This window comes from Flavobacterium sp. XS2P24 (genome assembly GCF_030010285.1).
GTDB lineage: Bacteria > Bacteroidota > Bacteroidia > Flavobacteriales > Flavobacteriaceae > Flavobacterium > Flavobacterium algoritolerans.
Genome location: NZ_JASCRU010000012.1, coordinates 72,472 through 90,706, shown reverse-complemented (window position 1 = coordinate 90,706; position 18,235 = coordinate 72,472). Strand labels below are relative to the sequence as shown.

At 32.3% G+C, this 18,235-nt stretch carries 16 protein-coding genes and 1 other RNA gene; 4 read left to right on the top strand and 13 right to left on the bottom strand.

Annotated features, from left to right (window positions below):
• Nucleotides 1–330: 330 nt before the first annotated feature.
• From QLS31_RS09905 to QLS31_RS09875, 7 genes are all read right to left on the bottom strand, one after another.
• The gene (locus QLS31_RS09905; RefSeq protein WP_282743712.1) at nucleotides 331–834 is read right to left on the bottom strand and encodes a CAP domain-containing protein; all 504 of its coding nucleotides are present in this window, start codon (nucleotides 832–834) and stop codon (nucleotides 331–333) included.
• Nucleotides 835–997: 163 nt separating this feature from the next.
• Nucleotides 998–1,642, bottom strand: a complete 645-nt coding sequence (gene pdxH / locus QLS31_RS09900) for a pyridoxamine 5'-phosphate oxidase (RefSeq protein ID WP_282743711.1) — start codon at nucleotides 1,640–1,642, stop codon at nucleotides 998–1,000.
• 93 nt (nucleotides 1,643–1,735) lie between these two features.
• Nucleotides 1,736–2,641 carry a ribonuclease Z gene (locus QLS31_RS09895; RefSeq protein WP_282743710.1) on the bottom strand — a complete coding sequence of 302 codons (906 nt, stop codon included), beginning with the start codon at nucleotides 2,639–2,641 and terminating at the stop codon, nucleotides 1,736–1,738.
• 95 nt (nucleotides 2,642–2,736) lie between these two features.
• A complete protein-coding gene (locus QLS31_RS09890; RefSeq protein WP_282743709.1) occupies nucleotides 2,737–3,069 on the bottom strand; it encodes a ribonuclease Z in 333 nt (110 codons plus the stop codon).
• A 70-nt stretch (nucleotides 3,070–3,139) separates the two neighbouring features.
• Nucleotides 3,140–4,066, bottom strand: coding sequence for an aspartate carbamoyltransferase catalytic subunit (locus tag QLS31_RS09885; RefSeq protein WP_282743708.1), 927 nt, complete (start codon nucleotides 4,064–4,066; stop codon nucleotides 3,140–3,142).
• Between the two features lie 52 nt (nucleotides 4,067–4,118).
• Nucleotides 4,119–4,658: a bifunctional pyr operon transcriptional regulator/uracil phosphoribosyltransferase PyrR gene (pyrR, locus tag QLS31_RS09880; protein WP_091168558.1), complete on the bottom strand. Its 540-nt coding sequence runs from the start codon at nucleotides 4,656–4,658 to the stop codon at nucleotides 4,119–4,121.
• 85 nt (nucleotides 4,659–4,743) lie between these two features.
• Nucleotides 4,744–5,928, bottom strand: a complete 1,185-nt coding sequence (locus QLS31_RS09875; RefSeq protein WP_199716370.1) for a DUF418 domain-containing protein — start codon at nucleotides 5,926–5,928, stop codon at nucleotides 4,744–4,746.
• A gap of 204 nt (nucleotides 5,929–6,132) precedes the next feature.
• Between QLS31_RS09875 and QLS31_RS09870 the strand changes: the two genes are divergently transcribed.
• Nucleotides 6,133–6,306, top strand: coding sequence for a hypothetical protein (locus tag QLS31_RS09870; RefSeq protein WP_282712687.1), 174 nt, complete (start codon nucleotides 6,133–6,135; stop codon nucleotides 6,304–6,306).
• 93 nt (nucleotides 6,307–6,399) lie between these two features.
• On the opposite strand, the gene QLS31_RS09865 is transcribed toward QLS31_RS09870, so the two are convergent.
• The 3 genes from QLS31_RS09865 to nagB form a co-directional block, all read right to left on the bottom strand.
• The gene (locus QLS31_RS09865) at nucleotides 6,400–8,019 is read right to left on the bottom strand and encodes an ABC-F family ATP-binding cassette domain-containing protein (protein ID WP_282743706.1); all 1,620 of its coding nucleotides are present in this window, start codon (nucleotides 8,017–8,019) and stop codon (nucleotides 6,400–6,402) included.
• A 221-nt stretch (nucleotides 8,020–8,240) separates the two neighbouring features.
• Nucleotides 8,241–10,307 carry a family 20 glycosylhydrolase gene (locus QLS31_RS09860; RefSeq protein WP_282743705.1) on the bottom strand — a complete coding sequence of 689 codons (2,067 nt, stop codon included), beginning with the start codon at nucleotides 10,305–10,307 and terminating at the stop codon, nucleotides 8,241–8,243.
• A 29-nt stretch (nucleotides 10,308–10,336) separates the two neighbouring features.
• Nucleotides 10,337–12,274, bottom strand: coding sequence for a glucosamine-6-phosphate deaminase (nagB, locus tag QLS31_RS09855; RefSeq protein ID WP_282743704.1), 1,938 nt, complete (start codon nucleotides 12,272–12,274; stop codon nucleotides 10,337–10,339).
• A 299-nt stretch (nucleotides 12,275–12,573) separates the two neighbouring features.
• Between nagB and QLS31_RS09850 the strand changes: the two genes are divergently transcribed.
• The 3 genes from QLS31_RS09850 (at nucleotide 12,574) to QLS31_RS09840 (ending at nucleotide 16,172) form a co-directional block, all read left to right on the top strand.
• Nucleotides 12,574–13,626, top strand: a complete 1,053-nt coding sequence (locus tag QLS31_RS09850; protein WP_282743703.1) for a histidine kinase — start codon at nucleotides 12,574–12,576, stop codon at nucleotides 13,624–13,626.
• Nucleotides 13,616–14,317, top strand: coding sequence for a LytTR family DNA-binding domain-containing protein (locus QLS31_RS09845; RefSeq protein WP_099715645.1), 702 nt, complete (start codon nucleotides 13,616–13,618; stop codon nucleotides 14,315–14,317). The genes QLS31_RS09850 and QLS31_RS09845 overlap by 11 nt, the downstream gene beginning before the upstream one ends.
• Before the next feature lie 193 nt (nucleotides 14,318–14,510).
• The gene (locus tag QLS31_RS09840) at nucleotides 14,511–16,172 is read left to right on the top strand and encodes an MFS transporter (protein ID WP_282743702.1); all 1,662 of its coding nucleotides are present in this window, start codon (nucleotides 14,511–14,513) and stop codon (nucleotides 16,170–16,172) included.
• A 148-nt stretch (nucleotides 16,173–16,320) separates the two neighbouring features.
• Here the strand turns inward: QLS31_RS09840 and fsa are convergent, their stop codons facing one another.
• The 3 genes from fsa to ffs all read right to left on the bottom strand — a co-directional run bounded on the left by fsa (nucleotide 16,321) and on the right by ffs (nucleotide 18,233).
• Nucleotides 16,321–16,977 (bottom strand): fructose-6-phosphate aldolase, encoded by a 657-nt coding sequence (fsa, locus tag QLS31_RS09835; protein WP_099715647.1) that lies wholly within the window; start codon nucleotides 16,975–16,977, stop codon nucleotides 16,321–16,323.
• A 219-nt stretch (nucleotides 16,978–17,196) separates the two neighbouring features.
• Nucleotides 17,197–18,000: an SDR family oxidoreductase gene (locus QLS31_RS09830; RefSeq protein ID WP_282743701.1), complete on the bottom strand. Its 804-nt coding sequence runs from the start codon at nucleotides 17,998–18,000 to the stop codon at nucleotides 17,197–17,199.
• A 135-nt stretch (nucleotides 18,001–18,135) separates the two neighbouring features.
• Nucleotides 18,136–18,233, bottom strand: an RNA gene (gene ffs / locus QLS31_RS09825) — signal recognition particle sRNA small type.
• Nucleotides 18,234–18,235 lie beyond the last annotated feature (2 nt).

Genomic DNA, 18,235 nt, shown 5'->3' with positions numbered 1-18,235 from the left:
GCATCAGCAGAATCATTCAATGCAAAAATAAAAGCATTTAGATCTCAATTCAGAGAGATTAGAAACATTGAATACTTCCTTTTTAGGCTAACCAATATTTATGCTTAATTTTTACTGTTCCACAACTTTTCGTATTGATCCACTAAAATCCAACCGATAATTGCTCAAAACAAAAAAGTACAATGAAAATTATTTCATTGTACTTTTCTATTCAAACAACCAAATTAAAACTAGCTATACGTTTATTAATTATCTTTTAAATTCTTGATAAATATAAAAGGGTGTCTTTTGGGGATAAGACAGCCTTTTAGTTTAAAAAACAAACTCTAACTATATTTTTGCGAAAATATTAGTGTAATACTTTCTACCATTTGCAGGATTTTCTTTAATTGCAATTCCAAAATGAGTGTGATCACCTTCGATATTAGCTTTGTGACTAGGGCTTGCTAACCAAGCACTTAAAACTGCCTCAGGAGTGTTATAATTGTAAGCAATATTTTCACTTACAGTTTTAGCTCCTAAAGTTTTAATTATATTTTCAGAGCGAGCTACAAAATCATTATGATTAACTACATTATTAACAATCATGTAATTGTCATGTTCTTCTGACTTGAAAGACATATGATTGATTTTTTCCAAAGGTTTTAATCCAACACTAATTCTGTGTTTATTGATTAAATCCATTGTTTCTAACTCAATAGAATTATAAGAATAACTTACTACTTTTTGTGCAGTTGCTTCAGTAGTTTGTGTCTCAGAATTATCTGAAGAACAAGAATTCATTGTACAAATAACAATAACAAGGAATATTGCGCGAAGTAATTTTATTTTCATAATATAGTAGTTTAAGTTTAAAGTAGATTGTGGGGCAAACTTCTTTAATAAATAAATAATATGTTCTTATTTCTTATTCAAACATACTTATTTTATCGTTAAACTACCAAAAATAATCGACTAAATACATAATAAAAATAATTAAATATATAATTTTCTTACATTATGGTGATAAGCGATCAATTTTCCATGAAAAATCTTCTTGACTACTATATCTAATTCTGTCATGCAATCTATTAGGTCTTCCTTGCCAAAATTCTACCTCTAAAGGTGTCACAAAAAATCCTCCCCAATGTTTTGGTCTAGGAATAACCATACCATCAAAATCCTTTTCTAACTCTTTTAGATTTTCTTCTAAAAATTCTCGGGAAGGGACAATTTCACTTTGGTTAGAAACTATTGCGCCTAACTTGCTACCGTCAGGTCTGGATTCAAAATAATTATCTGAAATCGTTTCTGTAGTTTTATGGGCAATACCCTTAATAATAACCTGGCGTTCCATAGTGTGCCAAAAAAAAGAAAGGCAAATTTTAGAATTTTGGGCAATAGCCCTACCCTTTTCTGAATTATAATTGGTATAAAAAATAAATCCTTCCTCATTAAATTTTTTCAACAAAACTACTCTGGCCTTTGGAAACCCATCTAATCCTATTGTTGATACCGTCATAGCGTTAACTTCGCTATCACCGCCAAAGTCCTCTACCTCATGAAACCACCTGTTAAAAAGGTTTATTGGGTCTTCAGGAATATTTGATTCTAATAGCTCACTCTTTTCGTAAGATTTTCTATAGTTACTTAAATCGTTCATGATTTTTATTTTAAGATTATTAGATATTTGAATGATTCAGTTTAAGAATATCAAATACCAAATGTGAATTCAGATGAAATAAATTATTTTTATTTAAAACTCAAAGTTTTTTCCATCATCTGCCAAAAGCACTTCCGGAAAAATAGTTGCGGCTTCTTCTTTAAAAAGGTCAATATTTTCATATCGAGTAGAATAATGCCCTAAAATTAATTGCTTTGCATTAGATTTCAAAGCAATTGTAGCCGCTTCTTTTGCTGTGGAATGCAAAGTCTTTTTAGCTAAATTTTCTTCTGATTGCAAGAAAGTTGATTCATGGTATAAAACATCAATATTTTCAATGATTGGAATTATAGCTTCATTATATGCGGTATCAGAACAAAAAGCATAATTTTTTGCAGGAATAGGATCAAATGTTAATTTATCATTTTCAATAACTCGGCCATCTTCTAAAGTAATGTCTTTTCCGTTTTTTATTTTTTGATAATAACAAGTATCAATTTCATAATTTTGAACAGCATCCAAATTAAGTTTTCTCGGTGCTGCTTTTTCTTGGAACAAAAACCCATTCGTATATACACGGTGCTTTAAAGGAATAGTTTTTACCAAAACTTTTTCATCTTCAAAAATCACTTCGCTTTCGTTGGATTCTAATTCATGAAAGAACAAACCATAATTAGTCCATGAATTAGACAATCTCAATTGTAACTTGATGATTTCTTGAATTCCCTTTGGACCATAAATATGTAAATCGGTAGTTCTGTTCAGTAAAGTAAAAGTAGATACTAATCCTATTAGTCCAAAAAAATGATCTCCATGTAAATGAGAAATGAAGATATGATTAATCTTAGAAAATCGGATTTTATTTTTCCGCAATTGTACTTGGGTTCCTTCTGCGCAATCAATCAGAAAAATTCTGTTTTTTATTTCTAAAATCTGTGAGGTTGGATTCGTAAAAGTTCTGGGTGTAGCTGCATAGCAACCAAGGATTGTTAGTTTCAATTTAAATTATTCGGTTATTTGTTTAACTGTTTAATCGGTTATGCTTATATGGTTAAATAAATCAGGCGGCTAAACCAGTAACCGAATAAACTTATCTAAAATCCTAAATCTCTTTCAATCTCTTCCATTTCAATAATATCATGTGCTTCTAATAAAGAAGGAACAACAGTTAATTTCTCTGGAACGGCATTGTAATCAAAATCAGAAGTAACAATAACAAATGATTTTTTAGCTTTTTTATGAAGTTTTGATAAAGGCATAAATAATTTTATATTACCCGCTGATAAATCTTTGTACAGCAAAAGATCTATGATTAGATTATGCTTTTCAAATGTCTTATATTGATGAGTAACCTTCATTAAAAAAGAGGTAAAATCACCTTGCGTATCTCTAATGCTAATTGTGTGTCCTTTTTGATCTACTTTCATCTTTTTAATTTCTAAGTCTACTCAAGGTAGAGAATTTATAAATAGCTAATTTACAAAGTTTTATATTAAATTACTGAATTTTTGATGCCAAAAGATAAATTACGGCCATTCTAATTGCAACACCATTTTCGACTTGGTTTAAAATCACCGATTGTTGTGAATCAGCCACCTCACTGGTAATTTCGACACCACGATTGATTGGTCCTGGATGCATAATTACGATTTCTTTATTTAGGGAATCCAAAATCGTTTTATCAACTCCATATTGTTGAGTATACTCTCTTGTAGATGGAAAATAATTCACATCCATTCTTTCGTTTTGCACGCGTAACATATTTGCCACATCGCACCATTCAAGCGCTTTTATCAAATTAGGCTCTACTGTAACACCAAGCGATTCAATGTATCTTGGAATCAACGTTTTTGGTCCGCACACTTTTACTTCAGCTCCTTGCATTTGCAACGCATATATATTTGACAAGGCCACTCTGGAGTGCAAAACATCACCTACAATAACTACTTTTTTTCCGGCTACTTCGCCTAGTTTTTCTCTAATCGAATAACTGTCTAATAAAGCTTGTGTAGGATGCTCATGTGCTCCATCTCCTGCGTTTACTATGCTGGCTTTTACATTTTTGGAAAGAAAATAAGCTGCACCAGGATTAGCATGTCGCATCACCACCATGTCTACTTTCATCGAAAGTATATTATTCACGGTATCTATTAATGTTTCCCCTTTCTTGACTGAAGATTGAGCCGCCGAAAAGCTAATAACATCGGCAGATAAACGTTTTTGTGCTAATTCAAAAGAGAGTTTTGTTCTAGTGCTATTTTCGAAAAAAATATTGGCAATGGTAATATCTCGTAAGGAAGGTACTTTCTTAATTGGTCGATTGATAACTTCTTTAAAATGATCGGCTGTTTCAAAAATTAGGTCAATATCATTCTTGTTGATGTATTTTATTCCTAATAAATGATTTACGCTTAATTCTTTCATTTCTTTTTACGATTATTAGTTTTTAATGTTAGACTTTTAAACAAATCAGTATCTAACTTGTAATTAAATATACACCATCTTCACCTTCATTTTCTTTCCAACTCACTTTGACTTTTTCGTTATTGATGGCATCTACCTGTCTCCCTCTATAATCCGGTTGAATAGGTAAATTACGGCTAAAACGTCTGTCAATCAAAACTAGAAGTTCTATTTCTGATGGTCTTCCAAAAGATTGAATGGCTGTTAAAGCTGAACGAATACTTCGTCCTGTAAATAAAACATCATCAATGAAAATAACTTTTTTGTTTTCAACGATAAAATTAATCTTGGTTTTATTTGCTTCTAATGGCTTATCTGTTCTTCGAAAATCATCTCTGAAAAAAGTAATATCCAAATAGCCCAATTGAATTTCAGGTGTTTGGTATTCTTTTTCTAATATTTCTTTCAAACGTTCTGCTAAAAAAACGCCTCTTGGTTGAATACCTACTAAAATAGTGTCTGAAAAATCTAAGTGTTTTTCAATTAATTGACAGGCCAAACGATGTAATATGATAGTAACTTCTTTTGCAGTAAGTAATACTTTTTGACTCATTGTAAAGTGTGTTGTTTGGTTTTGCAAATATACGAATTCCGATTTATGATTTTATAATTATAAAGAGAGAAAATAGAGTCATTTTTTATTTGCCCCATGAAATCCAGGTAGCTTTGTGCCAAATAGTTTCTAAAGGTCCTTGTTTATGGGTTTTAAGCCACCAGGTGCAAAATAACAATTGGATAATAAATAACACAATACCTATCAATAAACAATATGTTGCTCCCGTATATTCAAAAAGTCCTAATCCGTATCGATAATAAATAAAGGAACCAATCATAGATTGCATGATGTAATTAGTCAAACTCATTTTTCCAAAAGGAATAAGCTTAGACAATACTTTATTAACAGAATCCTTTTGATACAATAAAACAAATCCTGAAACGAGAACTAACATAAATGCTACGTTTGACCAAGAAGCAAATATAATTGTGAGTTTATTAGATAACGTTACTCTGGCTATAACATCTACCGTATGCGTCTTTAATACAAATAATGGTATAAATAAAATACTTGAGTATAGTAATACTTTTTTCCAAAACTGCTGGTTTGCATCGGTTGCATTAAAAAGTTGTTTTCGACCCAGTAACATCCCAAACATAAATAAAGCCGGAGCCTGAAAAAACCTTCCATTTTCCCAAGACCATAATAGAGAAGCGATTTTTCCTAATGTCAAGTTTCCAACTACATAATCTACGAAAGAACCATTTTTCATATAAAGTGCAATACTTTCATAATATCCCGTTGATACGTTAGGCGGCGCTATATAATCCGGATTCAGTATATAATAAATACACCTTCCCCATTCTAAAGGTTGCAACATCAAGATAACAGCCGTAATAAAGATAGCTTTGTTACTCCAGTTAACAACCGGTATCAATAAAAGCCCTAGAAAAGCATATAAAGTCAGAATGTCTCCTTGATAAAATGCTGTATTTATAAGTCCAAAAACTAATAATAGCATCATGCGCCAAAAAAATCGACCACGGAAATCATTCCCTTTTTTAGCTTGATTATCATTTTGAATATAAAAACTAAACCCAAAAAGAAGTGCAAAAATGGCATAAGACTTTCCTCCAAAAAGAAAAAATAAAGTATCCCAAATTATTTTATCCAAAGCTACAAGCCAAGCTGGAAAATTTTCGGGCAAATGAAAGTATTCAAAATGTTCAACATTATGAAGTAACATAATAGACATAATGGCAAAACCACGTAAGGCATCTACCACTTCTATTCTGGGAGATTTTAAATTTAAAGTAATGTTGGTCATATCAATAGCTTGGTTTAAATAGTTATAGTAAAATTCAAAAATATATTTTTTTACATAAATAGTCGTTTAAAAAATATTTTTAAAGGTGCATTTTGTGATTTTTTTTAAAACTATTAAAAAATTTTACAATAAACAGTAGAAATTATATAACAAATTAGCCTCTTGAATTAGTATTTTTATATCTCTAATTAAAGAAAAAAAATCATGCAAAAGAAACTAACCAGAATATTAATGCTTTTAGTAGTATTAGTGTCATTTACAAGTTGTTCAATAATAGAAGGTATATTTAAAGCGGGAGTTGGCGTAGGTGTTTTTATTGTCGTTGCAGTGCTAGCTATTATCGCATTTATTGTGAGTAAAATTTTCAATAGAAAATAGACAGAAATAATTTAATTATTTTAGTGAATATCCATTTAACAAAAAAATCTCCCAAATTGAGGGAGATTTTTTGTAATAAAAACTGTATTACTTTTATATTGTATACATCTTAGCTCTCAATTCCTGAACTTTTTCATCATCAAGATAATCATCAAACGTCATGTAACGGTCAATAGCTCCGTTTGGAGTCAATTCAATAACTCTATTAGCAACCGTTTGAGAAAATTCATGATCATGAGTAGTAAAAATTACTGATCCTTTGAAGTTTTTCAATGAATTATTAAAGGCCGTAATGGACTCTAAATCCAAGTGATTCGTAGGTTCATCAAGCATTAAGACATTGGCTCTTTCCATCATCATTCGAGACAACATACAACGTACTTTTTCTCCTCCAGATAGTACTCTACAAGTTTTCAAAGCTTCCTCTCCTGAAAAAATCATTTTTCCAAGAAAACTACGAATATTAACCTCATCACGTTCTTCTTCTGTTTTCACCCATTGACGTAACCAGTCAACAAGGGAATAATCGCTCTCAAAAAAAGAATGATTTTCTACTGGCAAATACGCTTGATTTGTAGTGACTCCCCAATCGTAAGTTCCTGAATCTGCGTTTTGGTTTCCATTTAAAATTTCATAGAAAGCAGTTGTAGCACGAGAGTCTTTTGAGAAAAGAACGATTTTGTCGCCTTTCGCCATATTCAAATCTACTCCTTTAAACAAAACATCCCCATCTATTGAAGCACTTAGATTTTGTACGTTCAAAATTTGATCTCCAGCTTCACGTTCTTGGTCAAAAATAATCGCAGGATAACGACGACTTGATGGTTTTATCTCAGAAATATTCAACTTACTAATCATTTTTTTACGAGAAGTAGCTTGTTTTGATTTAGCCACATTCGCACTAAAACGACGGATAAATTCTTCTAATTCCTGTTTCTTTTCTTCCGCTTTCTTATTCTGTTGTGCGCGTTGTTTTGCAGCTAATTGGCTTGATTCATACCAAAAAGTATAATTTCCTGAGTAATGATTTATTTTACTGAAATCAATATCCGAAATATGGGTACAAACTGAATCCAAAAAGTGTCTGTCGTGAGAAACAACAATTACTGTATTTTCATAGTTTGCCAAGAAATTTTCTAACCAAGCGATGGTTTCAAAATCCAAATCATTGGTAGGCTCATCCATAATAAGCAAATCTGGGTTTCCAAAAAGTGCTTGCGCCAAAAGGACACGAACTTTTATTTTACCCTCAAGATCTCCCATTAAAGTATAATGATGTTCCTCAGTAATTCCAAGATTTGATAACATTGATGCAGCATCAGAATCAGCATTCCAACCATTCATCTCTTCAAATTGCACTTGCAATTCCCCTATTCTGTCTGCATTTGAATCATTGTAATCTAAATACAAAGCATCCATTTCTTTTTTGATGGCATACAACGTTTTATTCCCCATCATTACAGTCTCAAGAACGGTACTCTCATCAAACATATTATGGTTTTGGTTTAAAACCGACATACGTTTTCCTGGTTCCAAATGAATATGTCCAGATGTAGGATCCATTTCACCGGCAATTATTTTAAGAAAAGTAGATTTTCCAGCGCCGTTGGCTCCAATAACTCCGTATATATTACCGTGTGTGAAGGTAGTATTTACTTCGTCAAACAAAATTCGTTTGCCAAACTGAACTGATAAATTATTTACTGTTAACATGAATATTATTTTTATAAAATTTTTGCAAAAATACGAAAAAAATACTGATTTTTTTTTATTCGGAAAATACATTTTTATCAATTGTAATTTGCTTAACATTAAAGTGCTAATCAAAAAAAATCCTGTCAGAATCAGACCTGTCAGGATTGCAATAATAATTTTCTTAAAACAAACCATTAATCAAATAGAAAAGAAACTAATATTTTATATCGATTTAAAACTTAAATTAACTTTTTTAAACTATTGTAAACTGCTAATTCTACATCAGCATTCTTTTTAGAATTACATTGTTCTAATAAATCATTCAAAATAGTTGGGTTTACCGTTTGTTTATTCTCTATTACGAGTAACAATTGTTGTGATAAATCATTTAAACTTTTTGACAATGGTAAAAGCGGTTGCACCAGCGGAGCATTAGCACTTAAACTAATTAAGTCAGCATTCATAGCAATCCATTTTCTAAAAAAATTGGTCACCAAAATTTGATTTTCTTGACTTTTATTTTCTAAATAGTTTTTCACTGCAGTATCAAAATCAAAAACATCTAATGCATCTGCAGTACATGCATCTGCAAATAAAGTCAACGGAGAATGCATTCGATATTTTTTTCCTCCACCATTACGGGTATAATTTTTCAACGGTTCACAAACATTCGAAAAATCATTCAGTGCCTCAATTTTTTGATTATTACTAATATTTCTCAAAATCACTTCTTTATTTCTTAAATGTGTAATTCCAAGTTCTTCTAATCTAAATGAAATCGTTTTCAATCTTTTGCGTAAGCTATTCATGTCGGTAACATTTTCATAAGACCACAATCGTTCCGCAATAGCAGCTGTTCGAGGCCAAATCCTTGAGTCTATGTTTAAAGGTGTTGCTAGCTCGCTCCATATTGCTGCTTCTCCACCCAATATTCTGGCTTTTTCTTCCGGAGTCAGAATACTGTTCTTGGGTATCGGGTCATTCAAATAATGTTTCTCCACACCAAGCATTAAATCAATATAATAGCCATTTGATAAAACTGTTTTAAAGCCACTTTTTGCTGCTTTTATTAATGATCCTCCAGAAGCAAGACCTTCATTCGTTCCTCTCCAGGCATGAATAATAGCATCTTTAGACATGTTCTCAGTCATTATCTCTTCCCATCCCATTAATTTTTTGTTATGCTTTTTTAACATTGGAACCAGCTTCATGTTAAAGTAGGTTTGCAAATCATGATTATTGGCCAGTTTATTTTTCTTCTTGAATTCTTGAATTTTAGGATTTGCATCCCATTCTTTTCCATTATTTTCATCACCTCCAATATGAAAATAATCCCCTGGAAATAAAGGACAAACTTCATCAAAAATTTCACCTAACAATTGATACGTTTTGGGATTTATTGGGTCTAATGTTGCATCAAAGATTCCTGATCTTCTTTCAACTGCATAATTTGCAATTGCAATACTTTGCTTTTTACTCTCAACTGAATTCGATTGTAAATCCACCACTTTACTGCCTATTTCCGGATAAGCGGCAAGTATTGCAGATGCATGGCCTGGAACATCAATTTCAGGAACAACCATAATTCCTCTATCTCCGGCATATTTTACAATATTCTTGATTTCTTCTTGAGTATAGAACTCTCCATCTGAAGCCATTTCTGTAAACTTTGGATGATTTTTCATTTCTATTCGCCACCCTTGATCATCTACTAAATGCCAATGAAAAACGTTCATTTTCATGGAAGCCATAGCGTCCAGATTTCTTTTGATTACTGCTACAGGCTGAAAATGTCTTGCTGCATCTATCATCAATCCTCTCCAGGTAAATCTTGGTGAATCTATAATCTCAACTGTCGGAAAATAATATGATGTACTGCTATTTTGCAGTAATTGTAATAAAGTCTCCAAACCATGCAAAGCACCTAAATCAGATGTGGCATTGATTGTTATTTTATTGGAATCAATACTCAGTTGGTAACTTTCATCTTCATACAATCCTATTTTTCCACTGCGAACACAACTAATTTGTAATTGAGCCTCTGGATATTCGTTAATTTTTGTCGAAAAACCCTGCTCAAAAAACAAACCCGTCCTACCGTCTAATCTTCGTAAAAAATTAGTTGCACCTACAAAAATTCGAGGATTTGGATTACCGGTAATATTTACTTTAAATCCTTTGCTTAAAGCAAAAGTACCGGCAGTCAAATTTACATTTTGAGGCCACGGCATCAGATCTAATTGTTCTTTTTGTATTTGAGCATTAGAAACAAAAGCAGAGAATAATAGGATTAGAATGAATTTCATATTTTTTTGTCCGTTTATAAAGTTAATTTTTAATAGTCGAAACGCTTGAAAGCTTCGATAGCTTCATACTCCGCAAGACCTAGATTATCATACAATTTTGCGGTATTCTTATTACGATCTTCAGCTCTTACCCAAAATTCTCTGGAGTCGTTTCCTTGAAACATCACCCTGTCTTTTTGAGATTGATGGTATAAAATAGCATGTCTTTTTAACAAAACTTCGTCAGGACTTAAAGGAACTGCCATATCTATTTCGTGAATATCCCATTCATGCCAAGCACCTCTGTACAACCACAGCCAACAATCATCCATGTATTTCTCTGGCTTTAATTGCTTCATAGCCGCAAAAATAGCATTCAGACAAACTTCGTGGGTACCATGTGGATCCGCCAAATCTCCTGCTGCAAAAACTTGATGTGGTTTTATTTTGGCAATAATAGCCGCCACTAAAGCTACATCTTTTTCGCCTATTGGATTTTTCTTTATTTGTCCGGTTTCGTAAAAAGGCATATCCAAAAAATGAATATTTTCATCTTTCAATCCTATGTATCTTGTGGCTGCGTAGGATTCACGGCGTCTAATAAGTCCTTTTAATTTTCTAACTTCAAGAGAGTCAATTTGGTTTTCTGTTTTATTATTTAGAAAATTGATAACTGCTTTGAAATTAATTTTAGTTTCATCCGCACCAATAAAATCGTTACAAACTTCGGCAAATTTTAAAGCTTCATCATCAGTAACGGCTATGTTCCCAGAAGTTTGATATACTACATGAACATCATGTCCTTGTTTTATTAATTTTGAAAAAGTTCCTCCCATAGAAATTACATCATCATCTGGATGCGGGCTAAAAAGGATAACTCTCTTTTTAGCTGGAGTAGCCCTTTCCGGTCTATACGTATCATCCGTATTAGGCTTTCCTCCCGGCCATCCAGTTATCGTATGTTGCAACACATTGAACATGTTTATGTTCAAATCGTAAGCCGAGCCTTCTTGAGCCAAAAGATCAGACATTCCATTATTATTGTAATCTCTGTCAGTTAGTTTTAAAATAGATTGGTCTGTTTTTTGGCAAAGCCAAACAATTGCTTTGCTTTTTAATTCTTGAGTCCAAATGCATTCTCCAACCAACCATGGTGTTTTGAATCGCGTTAATTCAGAAGCAGCCGATTGGTCTAAAACGAAAGTTGCATTAGTATGATTTTGCAAAAATGTAGCCGGAACTTCAGAGCTGATATCTCCCTGAATAGTTCTCTTTATAATATCAGCTTTATTTTGGCCCCAAGCCATTAGTACAATCCTTTTAGATCTTAGAATAGTTGAAACTCCCATGGTAATTGCTCTTTTAGGAACATTGTCAATACCATTAAAATCTGAGGAAGCATCTACTCTTGTAATATGATCCAAAGTAATTATTCGAGTTCCTGAATTGATGTGAGACCCAGGCTCATTGAAGCCTACGTGACCTGTACGACCAATTCCTAATAATTGAAAATCGAGTCCTCCAGCATTTTTAATATTCATTTCATAATCAATGCAATATTGATTCAGCTCTTCAATGGCTACTGTTCCGTCTGGAATATGAATATTTTCAGGCTTAATATCTATATGATTAAAAAGATGCTGATACATGAAATAATGATAGCTCTGATTATTCTCTTTTGTCATTGGATAATATTCATCTAAATTAAAAGTGATTACATTACTAAAACTAAGTCCTTCTTCGTTATACATTCTAACTAGTTCTTCGTACACTTTTATAGGTGAGGATCCAGTAGCTAAACCCAGAACACAAGGTTTATTTTCTTCTTGTTTGGATCTAATTAGCCGTGCAATTTCCTGAGCGACAATTATAGATGCTTCTACTGAGTTTTTAAAAATTTCATTGTGGATTTTTTCAAATCTCGTTTCTTCAAATTTACCGGCACTTTTATAGCTGATGTCAGGTTTAATTTCTAAAGCACTTTTCATTTTATTTTTATTTATTCGATTTAATTACTTCGTTGATATTAATTGTTTTAATCTAAGTATAAAATTAAATAAAACGCTTTTCCTGAGAAAATAATTTATACCAACGGTAGCTTATTTTAAACCAACGACACAATTTTGTCAACAACGCGTTTTTCATCCGTAACAATTATGAGTTTTTCTTATCAATTTGCATATTTTTGATATTTTATTTAAAAAGATTTTTAGTGTCAAATGATTTAAGTTCCATAAAAATCACTTTCTTTAAAAATGGTTACTCCAAAAGATAATTCCAACAAAAAATGAAGCATACCAACGAGGAAAAATTCGATAGCAAACTTCAAAATCATTTTTGGTTTTGGGGATTGTTTTTTTTAATGAACTTTCTACGATGGGGAGCGTATTTCAATGATTATGAATATTCTTTTAAATCTAATGTTTTAGAATTCTCGCTACATATTCCATTAGTCTATTTCAATTTATTTATTCTTATTCCCCGCTATATATTAACATCAAAATATTATAAGTATACGGTTGCTTTGCTTTTTAGTTTAATGATCATCTACTTATTAAAAACAGGATTAACCTATTACATTATTTCTGAGGATATTTGGCCAGAAGCTAATAGAGACTACAAACCATTCGACATCAATCATATTGTAGCTGTTTGCATTGGTGAATTATATGTTGTGGCGATTGCTTCATCCATTTATCTTACCCAAATTTGGCTCAAAGAAAGAGAACGTAACAGAGCCATAATTGAGAATCAATCCAAGATGAAACTCAAGTATTTAAAGAATCAGATTCAGCCTCATTTTTTCTTCAATACCCTGAACAATTTATACGCATTGTCACTGGAATCTTCAAATAAAGTTCCCGATGTAATTATTAAGTTGTCAAAATTGATGGAATATGTATTATATGATATCGAAGACACTAAATTTGTACCATTAATAAACGAAATAGATTATATTCAAAATTATATTGAAATTGAAAAACTCCGTTTTGAAAATGTAGAGGTAAGTATAAACCTGAAATCAAACATTGATGAAGTCAAAGTACCGCCATTACTGCTGATTTCTTTTGTGGAAAATGCCTTTAAACACGGTGGAGTAAATAATAACAATATTAAAATAAAGATAAATTGTAAAATTATTGATGGATCCATACTTGATTTTGAAATGCTGAATAATTTTGTACTTTCACCAGATTTTAAAGAAAAAAAAGGAATTGGATTAACGAATACTAAGAAGAGATTAAAGTTAATTTTCAAGAAAGAATATAAATTAGAACAACAGGTAAAGTTCAATTTTTATATTATCCGCTTACAAATACCGCTATCTAATGAAGATTAAATGTGTTTTGATTGACGACGAACCATTAGCCATGAAAGTATTGCAGAATTATTTTAATAATTTTGCCGACTTTGAAATTACTGGTACATTCAATAATGCACTGGAAGCTCTAGAATTTATAAACAGCAACTCTGTCGATGCTGTTTTTTTAGATATTAATATGCCAATGATGACCGGTTTTGAATTGATTCGATTGATAGAATACAAGACCAAAATTATTATCACGACCGCCTTTAGAGAGTTTGCTGCCGAAAGTTACGATTTAGATGTTTTAGACTATTTAGTAAAACCAATACCCTTACCAAGATTTATAAAATGCATTCATAAAATTGAAGCCGATTTCAATTTAAAAAACAATATTAAAATTGAACCGCATAAAATTGAGCCACATATTTTTATCAAAGTAGATAAGAAAATGGTCAAAATAACCATCGATGAAATCCTGTTTATTGAAGGAATGAAGGAATACATAAAAGTAGTTACAACCGATAAAACTTATATTACCCACAAATCATTGACCTCTTTATCCGAAGAATTACCTGCTGATAGGTTCATGCGCATCCATAAATCGTACACTATAGCCATTGATAAAGTAAAATCAATTGAAGGCAACAGGATACAAATCCTTTCTTACACGCTACCAATTGGTAGAAATTACACCAAAGATGTAAAAAGTAAAATTTTAGAGTAAATTCAGTTTCAATATTTTTATTTGAAAAAGCAAAAACTTCGAAAAAAAAGCATCGTTTTTTAACAAAAAGTGATTATTCTATAATTCTAACAATATTTATTCTAAATAATTTTTTTTTAATTTACTTAACAAATATATTTACGGTCTTGCAGCTATAAAAGTAATTAACTTAATCATTAACCAATTTAAAATTATGAATTCAGAACAAACAAAGTCTAACAATTCCGCACTTTATACGCTCATTACCGTATTTTTCTTTTGGGGATTTATTGGAGCATCAAACGGTATTTTTATCCCTTTTTGTAAAGCCAAGTTTGGCTTAGATCAATTTCAAAGTCAACTTATAGATTTTGCTTTTTACGGAGCATATTATATTGGAGCATTACTCTTATTTATTTTTAGCAGCATCGCAAAAAAGGACATTTTAAATGCTTGGGGATTCAAGAAAGGAATTATTTACGGACTATTGATTAGTACATTTGGAGCTGTATTAATGATCTTAGCTGTAACACAGGGAAGTTATTTATTTATTTTAGGAGCTTTATTTATAGTTGCATTAGGCTTTTCACTACAACAAACTTCTGCACAACCATTTGCTGCTTCTTTAGGAGAAGCACATACTGCTTCAAGCAGATTGAATCTTGCTGGAGGAATCAATTCATTAGGAACTACAATAGGACCAATAGTTGTTTCTATTGCCTTGTTTGGTGTTGTTGCCGGAGTAAATATTGAAGAATTTGCTCAAAAAGAAAACTCATTGGATTCAATGAGAATATTATATGTATTTGTTGGAGGTTTATTTTTATTAGCTGCAGCATTATTCCATTTTTCTAAAAAATTGCCAGCGGGTAAAAGTGACTCTACTTTTGAAACAGCCAGCAAAGCAATGAAAACGCTAATTGCTATCACAGCAATTCTAGTAGCTATTTTTGCTTATATATTTTCTCGTTATGAAGATTCTGAATTTATCACTCGTTTCATCGAGAATAAAGAAAAGGATTATTTAGGTTTAGCCTTAACTGTGTCTACATTGCTAGTTGTAGTTATCGGTTTGTTTTTTGCCAATACTACGGCACAAAAAAATCCTGAAGGTTGGGGTGCTATGAAATATCCACAATTAGTTTTGGGAATGTTAGCGCTTTTCGCTTACGTTGGTGTCGAAGTAACTATTGGAAGTAATCTTGGAGAATTATTGGTAACTGCTGATTTTGGTTCTATTTCTGGACCAGCATTAGCACCTTATATGTCTATGTATTGGGGAAGTTTAATGATTGGTCGTTGGGCTGGAGCTATCACCGTTTTTAATCCATCATCTCAATTAAGAAAAATTTTACTTATCGTTGTTCCTTATGTAGCATTTGGAGTGGTATTGACTGCTAATGCAATTTCTGGACAAGATGTTACACCTTTATATGCTTACGCATTTGTAATTTTATTCCAAATTGCAGGTTTCTTTTTAGGGAAAGATCAACCATCAAGAACCTTAATGATTTTTGGTTTAATGGGTATGGCTGCCATGATTATTGGTTTATTCACTACTGGTACAATTGCTATTTTTGCTTTTATGAGTGGTGGTTTATTTTTAAGTATCATGTGGCCTTGTATTTTCTCATTGGCAATTGCCGGATTAGGAAAATATACATCACAAGGATCTGCATTCTTGGTAATGATGATTTTAGGTGGTGGAATTATCCCACCGTTACAAGGAAAACTTGCTGATATCATTGGAATTCATCCTTCTTATTTCATTCCAGTTTTGTGTTTTGCATTCATAGCATTCTATGGTTGGAAAGTAATTGGAATTTTAGAAAAACAAGGAATAGGAAAAGAAATAGAAGTTGGTGGAGGACACTAATTTCAACACAAACTAACCAAAACCAAACCAATAAAAAAACTCCCATTTTGCTAAGCATAATGGGAGTTTTTATTTACCGAAATCTCAAATCAAAAATCGTTACCCGAGGCTGAAAGGCGAACAGGCGAAGCAATCTGCAATCTCAAATCTATTTATTTCCTTTCTCGAAATCAGCAACAAACTGTGCCAATCCAATATCAGTCAAAGGGTGTTTCAATAAACCGTAAATGGCAGATAATGGTCCAGTCATAACATCAGCACCAATTTTTGCACAGTTTACAATATGCATCGTGTGACGAACTGAAGCAGCAAGAATTTGAGTTTCATAACCGTAGTTATCATAAATCAATCTAATTTCTTCAATCAAAGCCAAACCGTCTGTAGATACATCATCTAAACGACCAATAAACGGAGAAACATAAGTAGCTCCAGCTTTTGCAGCCAATAAAGCTTGACCAGCAGAGAATACTAAAGTTACATTCGTTTTAATTCCTTTATCCGAAAAGTATTTAGCAGCCATAACTCCTTCTTTAGTCATAGGTAATTTCACTACGATTTGCTCATGTAAATCAGCTAATTCCTCTCCTTCTTTAACCATTCCTTCGTAATCCAAAGCATTTACTTCGGCACTTACATCACCATCAACTAGGTTACAAATGTCAACGTAATGTTTCAAAATGCTGTTTTTACCTGTGATTCCTTCTTTTGCCATCAATGATGGATTAGTTGTAACACCATCCAAAACGCCTAATGCTTGTGCTTCCTTAATTTGAGCTAAATTAGCCGTGTCAATAAAAAACTTCATAATATATCTATTTAATTGTGTGTTTTATAATTTGGGCATGACCCTTCGTAAAAAACTTCGGGTCGGGCTTTTCGCTGTATCTTTTTTGTTCCGCTTTTGCTTTGCACAGCGCCACAAAAAAGGATGCCGCTACAATCCCTCATGCATACGTAAATTCAAATACTTGACAGCCACTAGCGTTCTCCTCTTAATCTCACGCTACTAAAATTCGGTGCAAAATTACAACTTATAATGATTCATAAGCATTTTTTCATATACTTTATCAGGTAAAATTCTCTTCAAGACAATCGAGAACTTTTGCATAAAAACACCTACTTTATAATGAATTTTAGGATTTGGAGTTTGGATAATTTTATACACCGCTTCTGCCATTTCATTAGGATTATTGCCACTATCAACATGTTCATCCATAGTTTTTAGTGAATCCCCGTACGGAATTTCGTAAGCAGAACCTTTTATAACCGGAGCATGATAACGTCCCGAAGCAATATTAGTAGCAAAATCACCCGGAGCCACATTCGTAATATGAACACCAAAGGATTTCACTTCCATACGTAACGCTTCCGTTATGAGTTCAAGAGCGCCTTTGGAAGCTGAATAAACACTTCGGTATGGCAAGCCCATATACGCGGCAATTGAAGTAATATTGATAATCAATCCTGATTTTTGCGAACGCATTTGTGGTAAAACAGCTTTCATCACTTCAATTGGACCAAAAAAATTAGTCTCAAAATTGTTCTTGATTTCATGCATTGGAATTTCTTCCAATGGTCCTGTAATTCCCACACCGGCATTGTTAATTACAACATCCAGTCTTCCTGAAATAGCAATTACTTTGGCTACAGCCGTATGAATAGAATCTGCATCCCGAACATCTAAAGCTACCAATGGAAAAACAGAATTTAAAACTCTTTCCGGATTTCTGCTGGTTCCATAAACAACAAAACCTTTTTGATGCAAAAATTCGCCAATAGATTTCCCTATTCCCGAAGAACCTCCTGTAATTAGAACTACTTTATTCATTTATTTTGTTTAAGGTTTAAAGTCTAAAGTTTTTGACATCTTGTACAACTACAAAAAGCTAAACCCAACTTCAGTTAGAATAGTCCAAAAATAAAAAAATCCTCCCGAAGGAAGACTACTTTTGTAAGAAATAAAAAATGGCAAGCGACCTACATCGCACCGCTCAACCACGTACCCTTGCTATGTTCCCATCCTGGGGGAGTCTGCAGGAGCTGGTCGTGTAGGACTTGCCGGT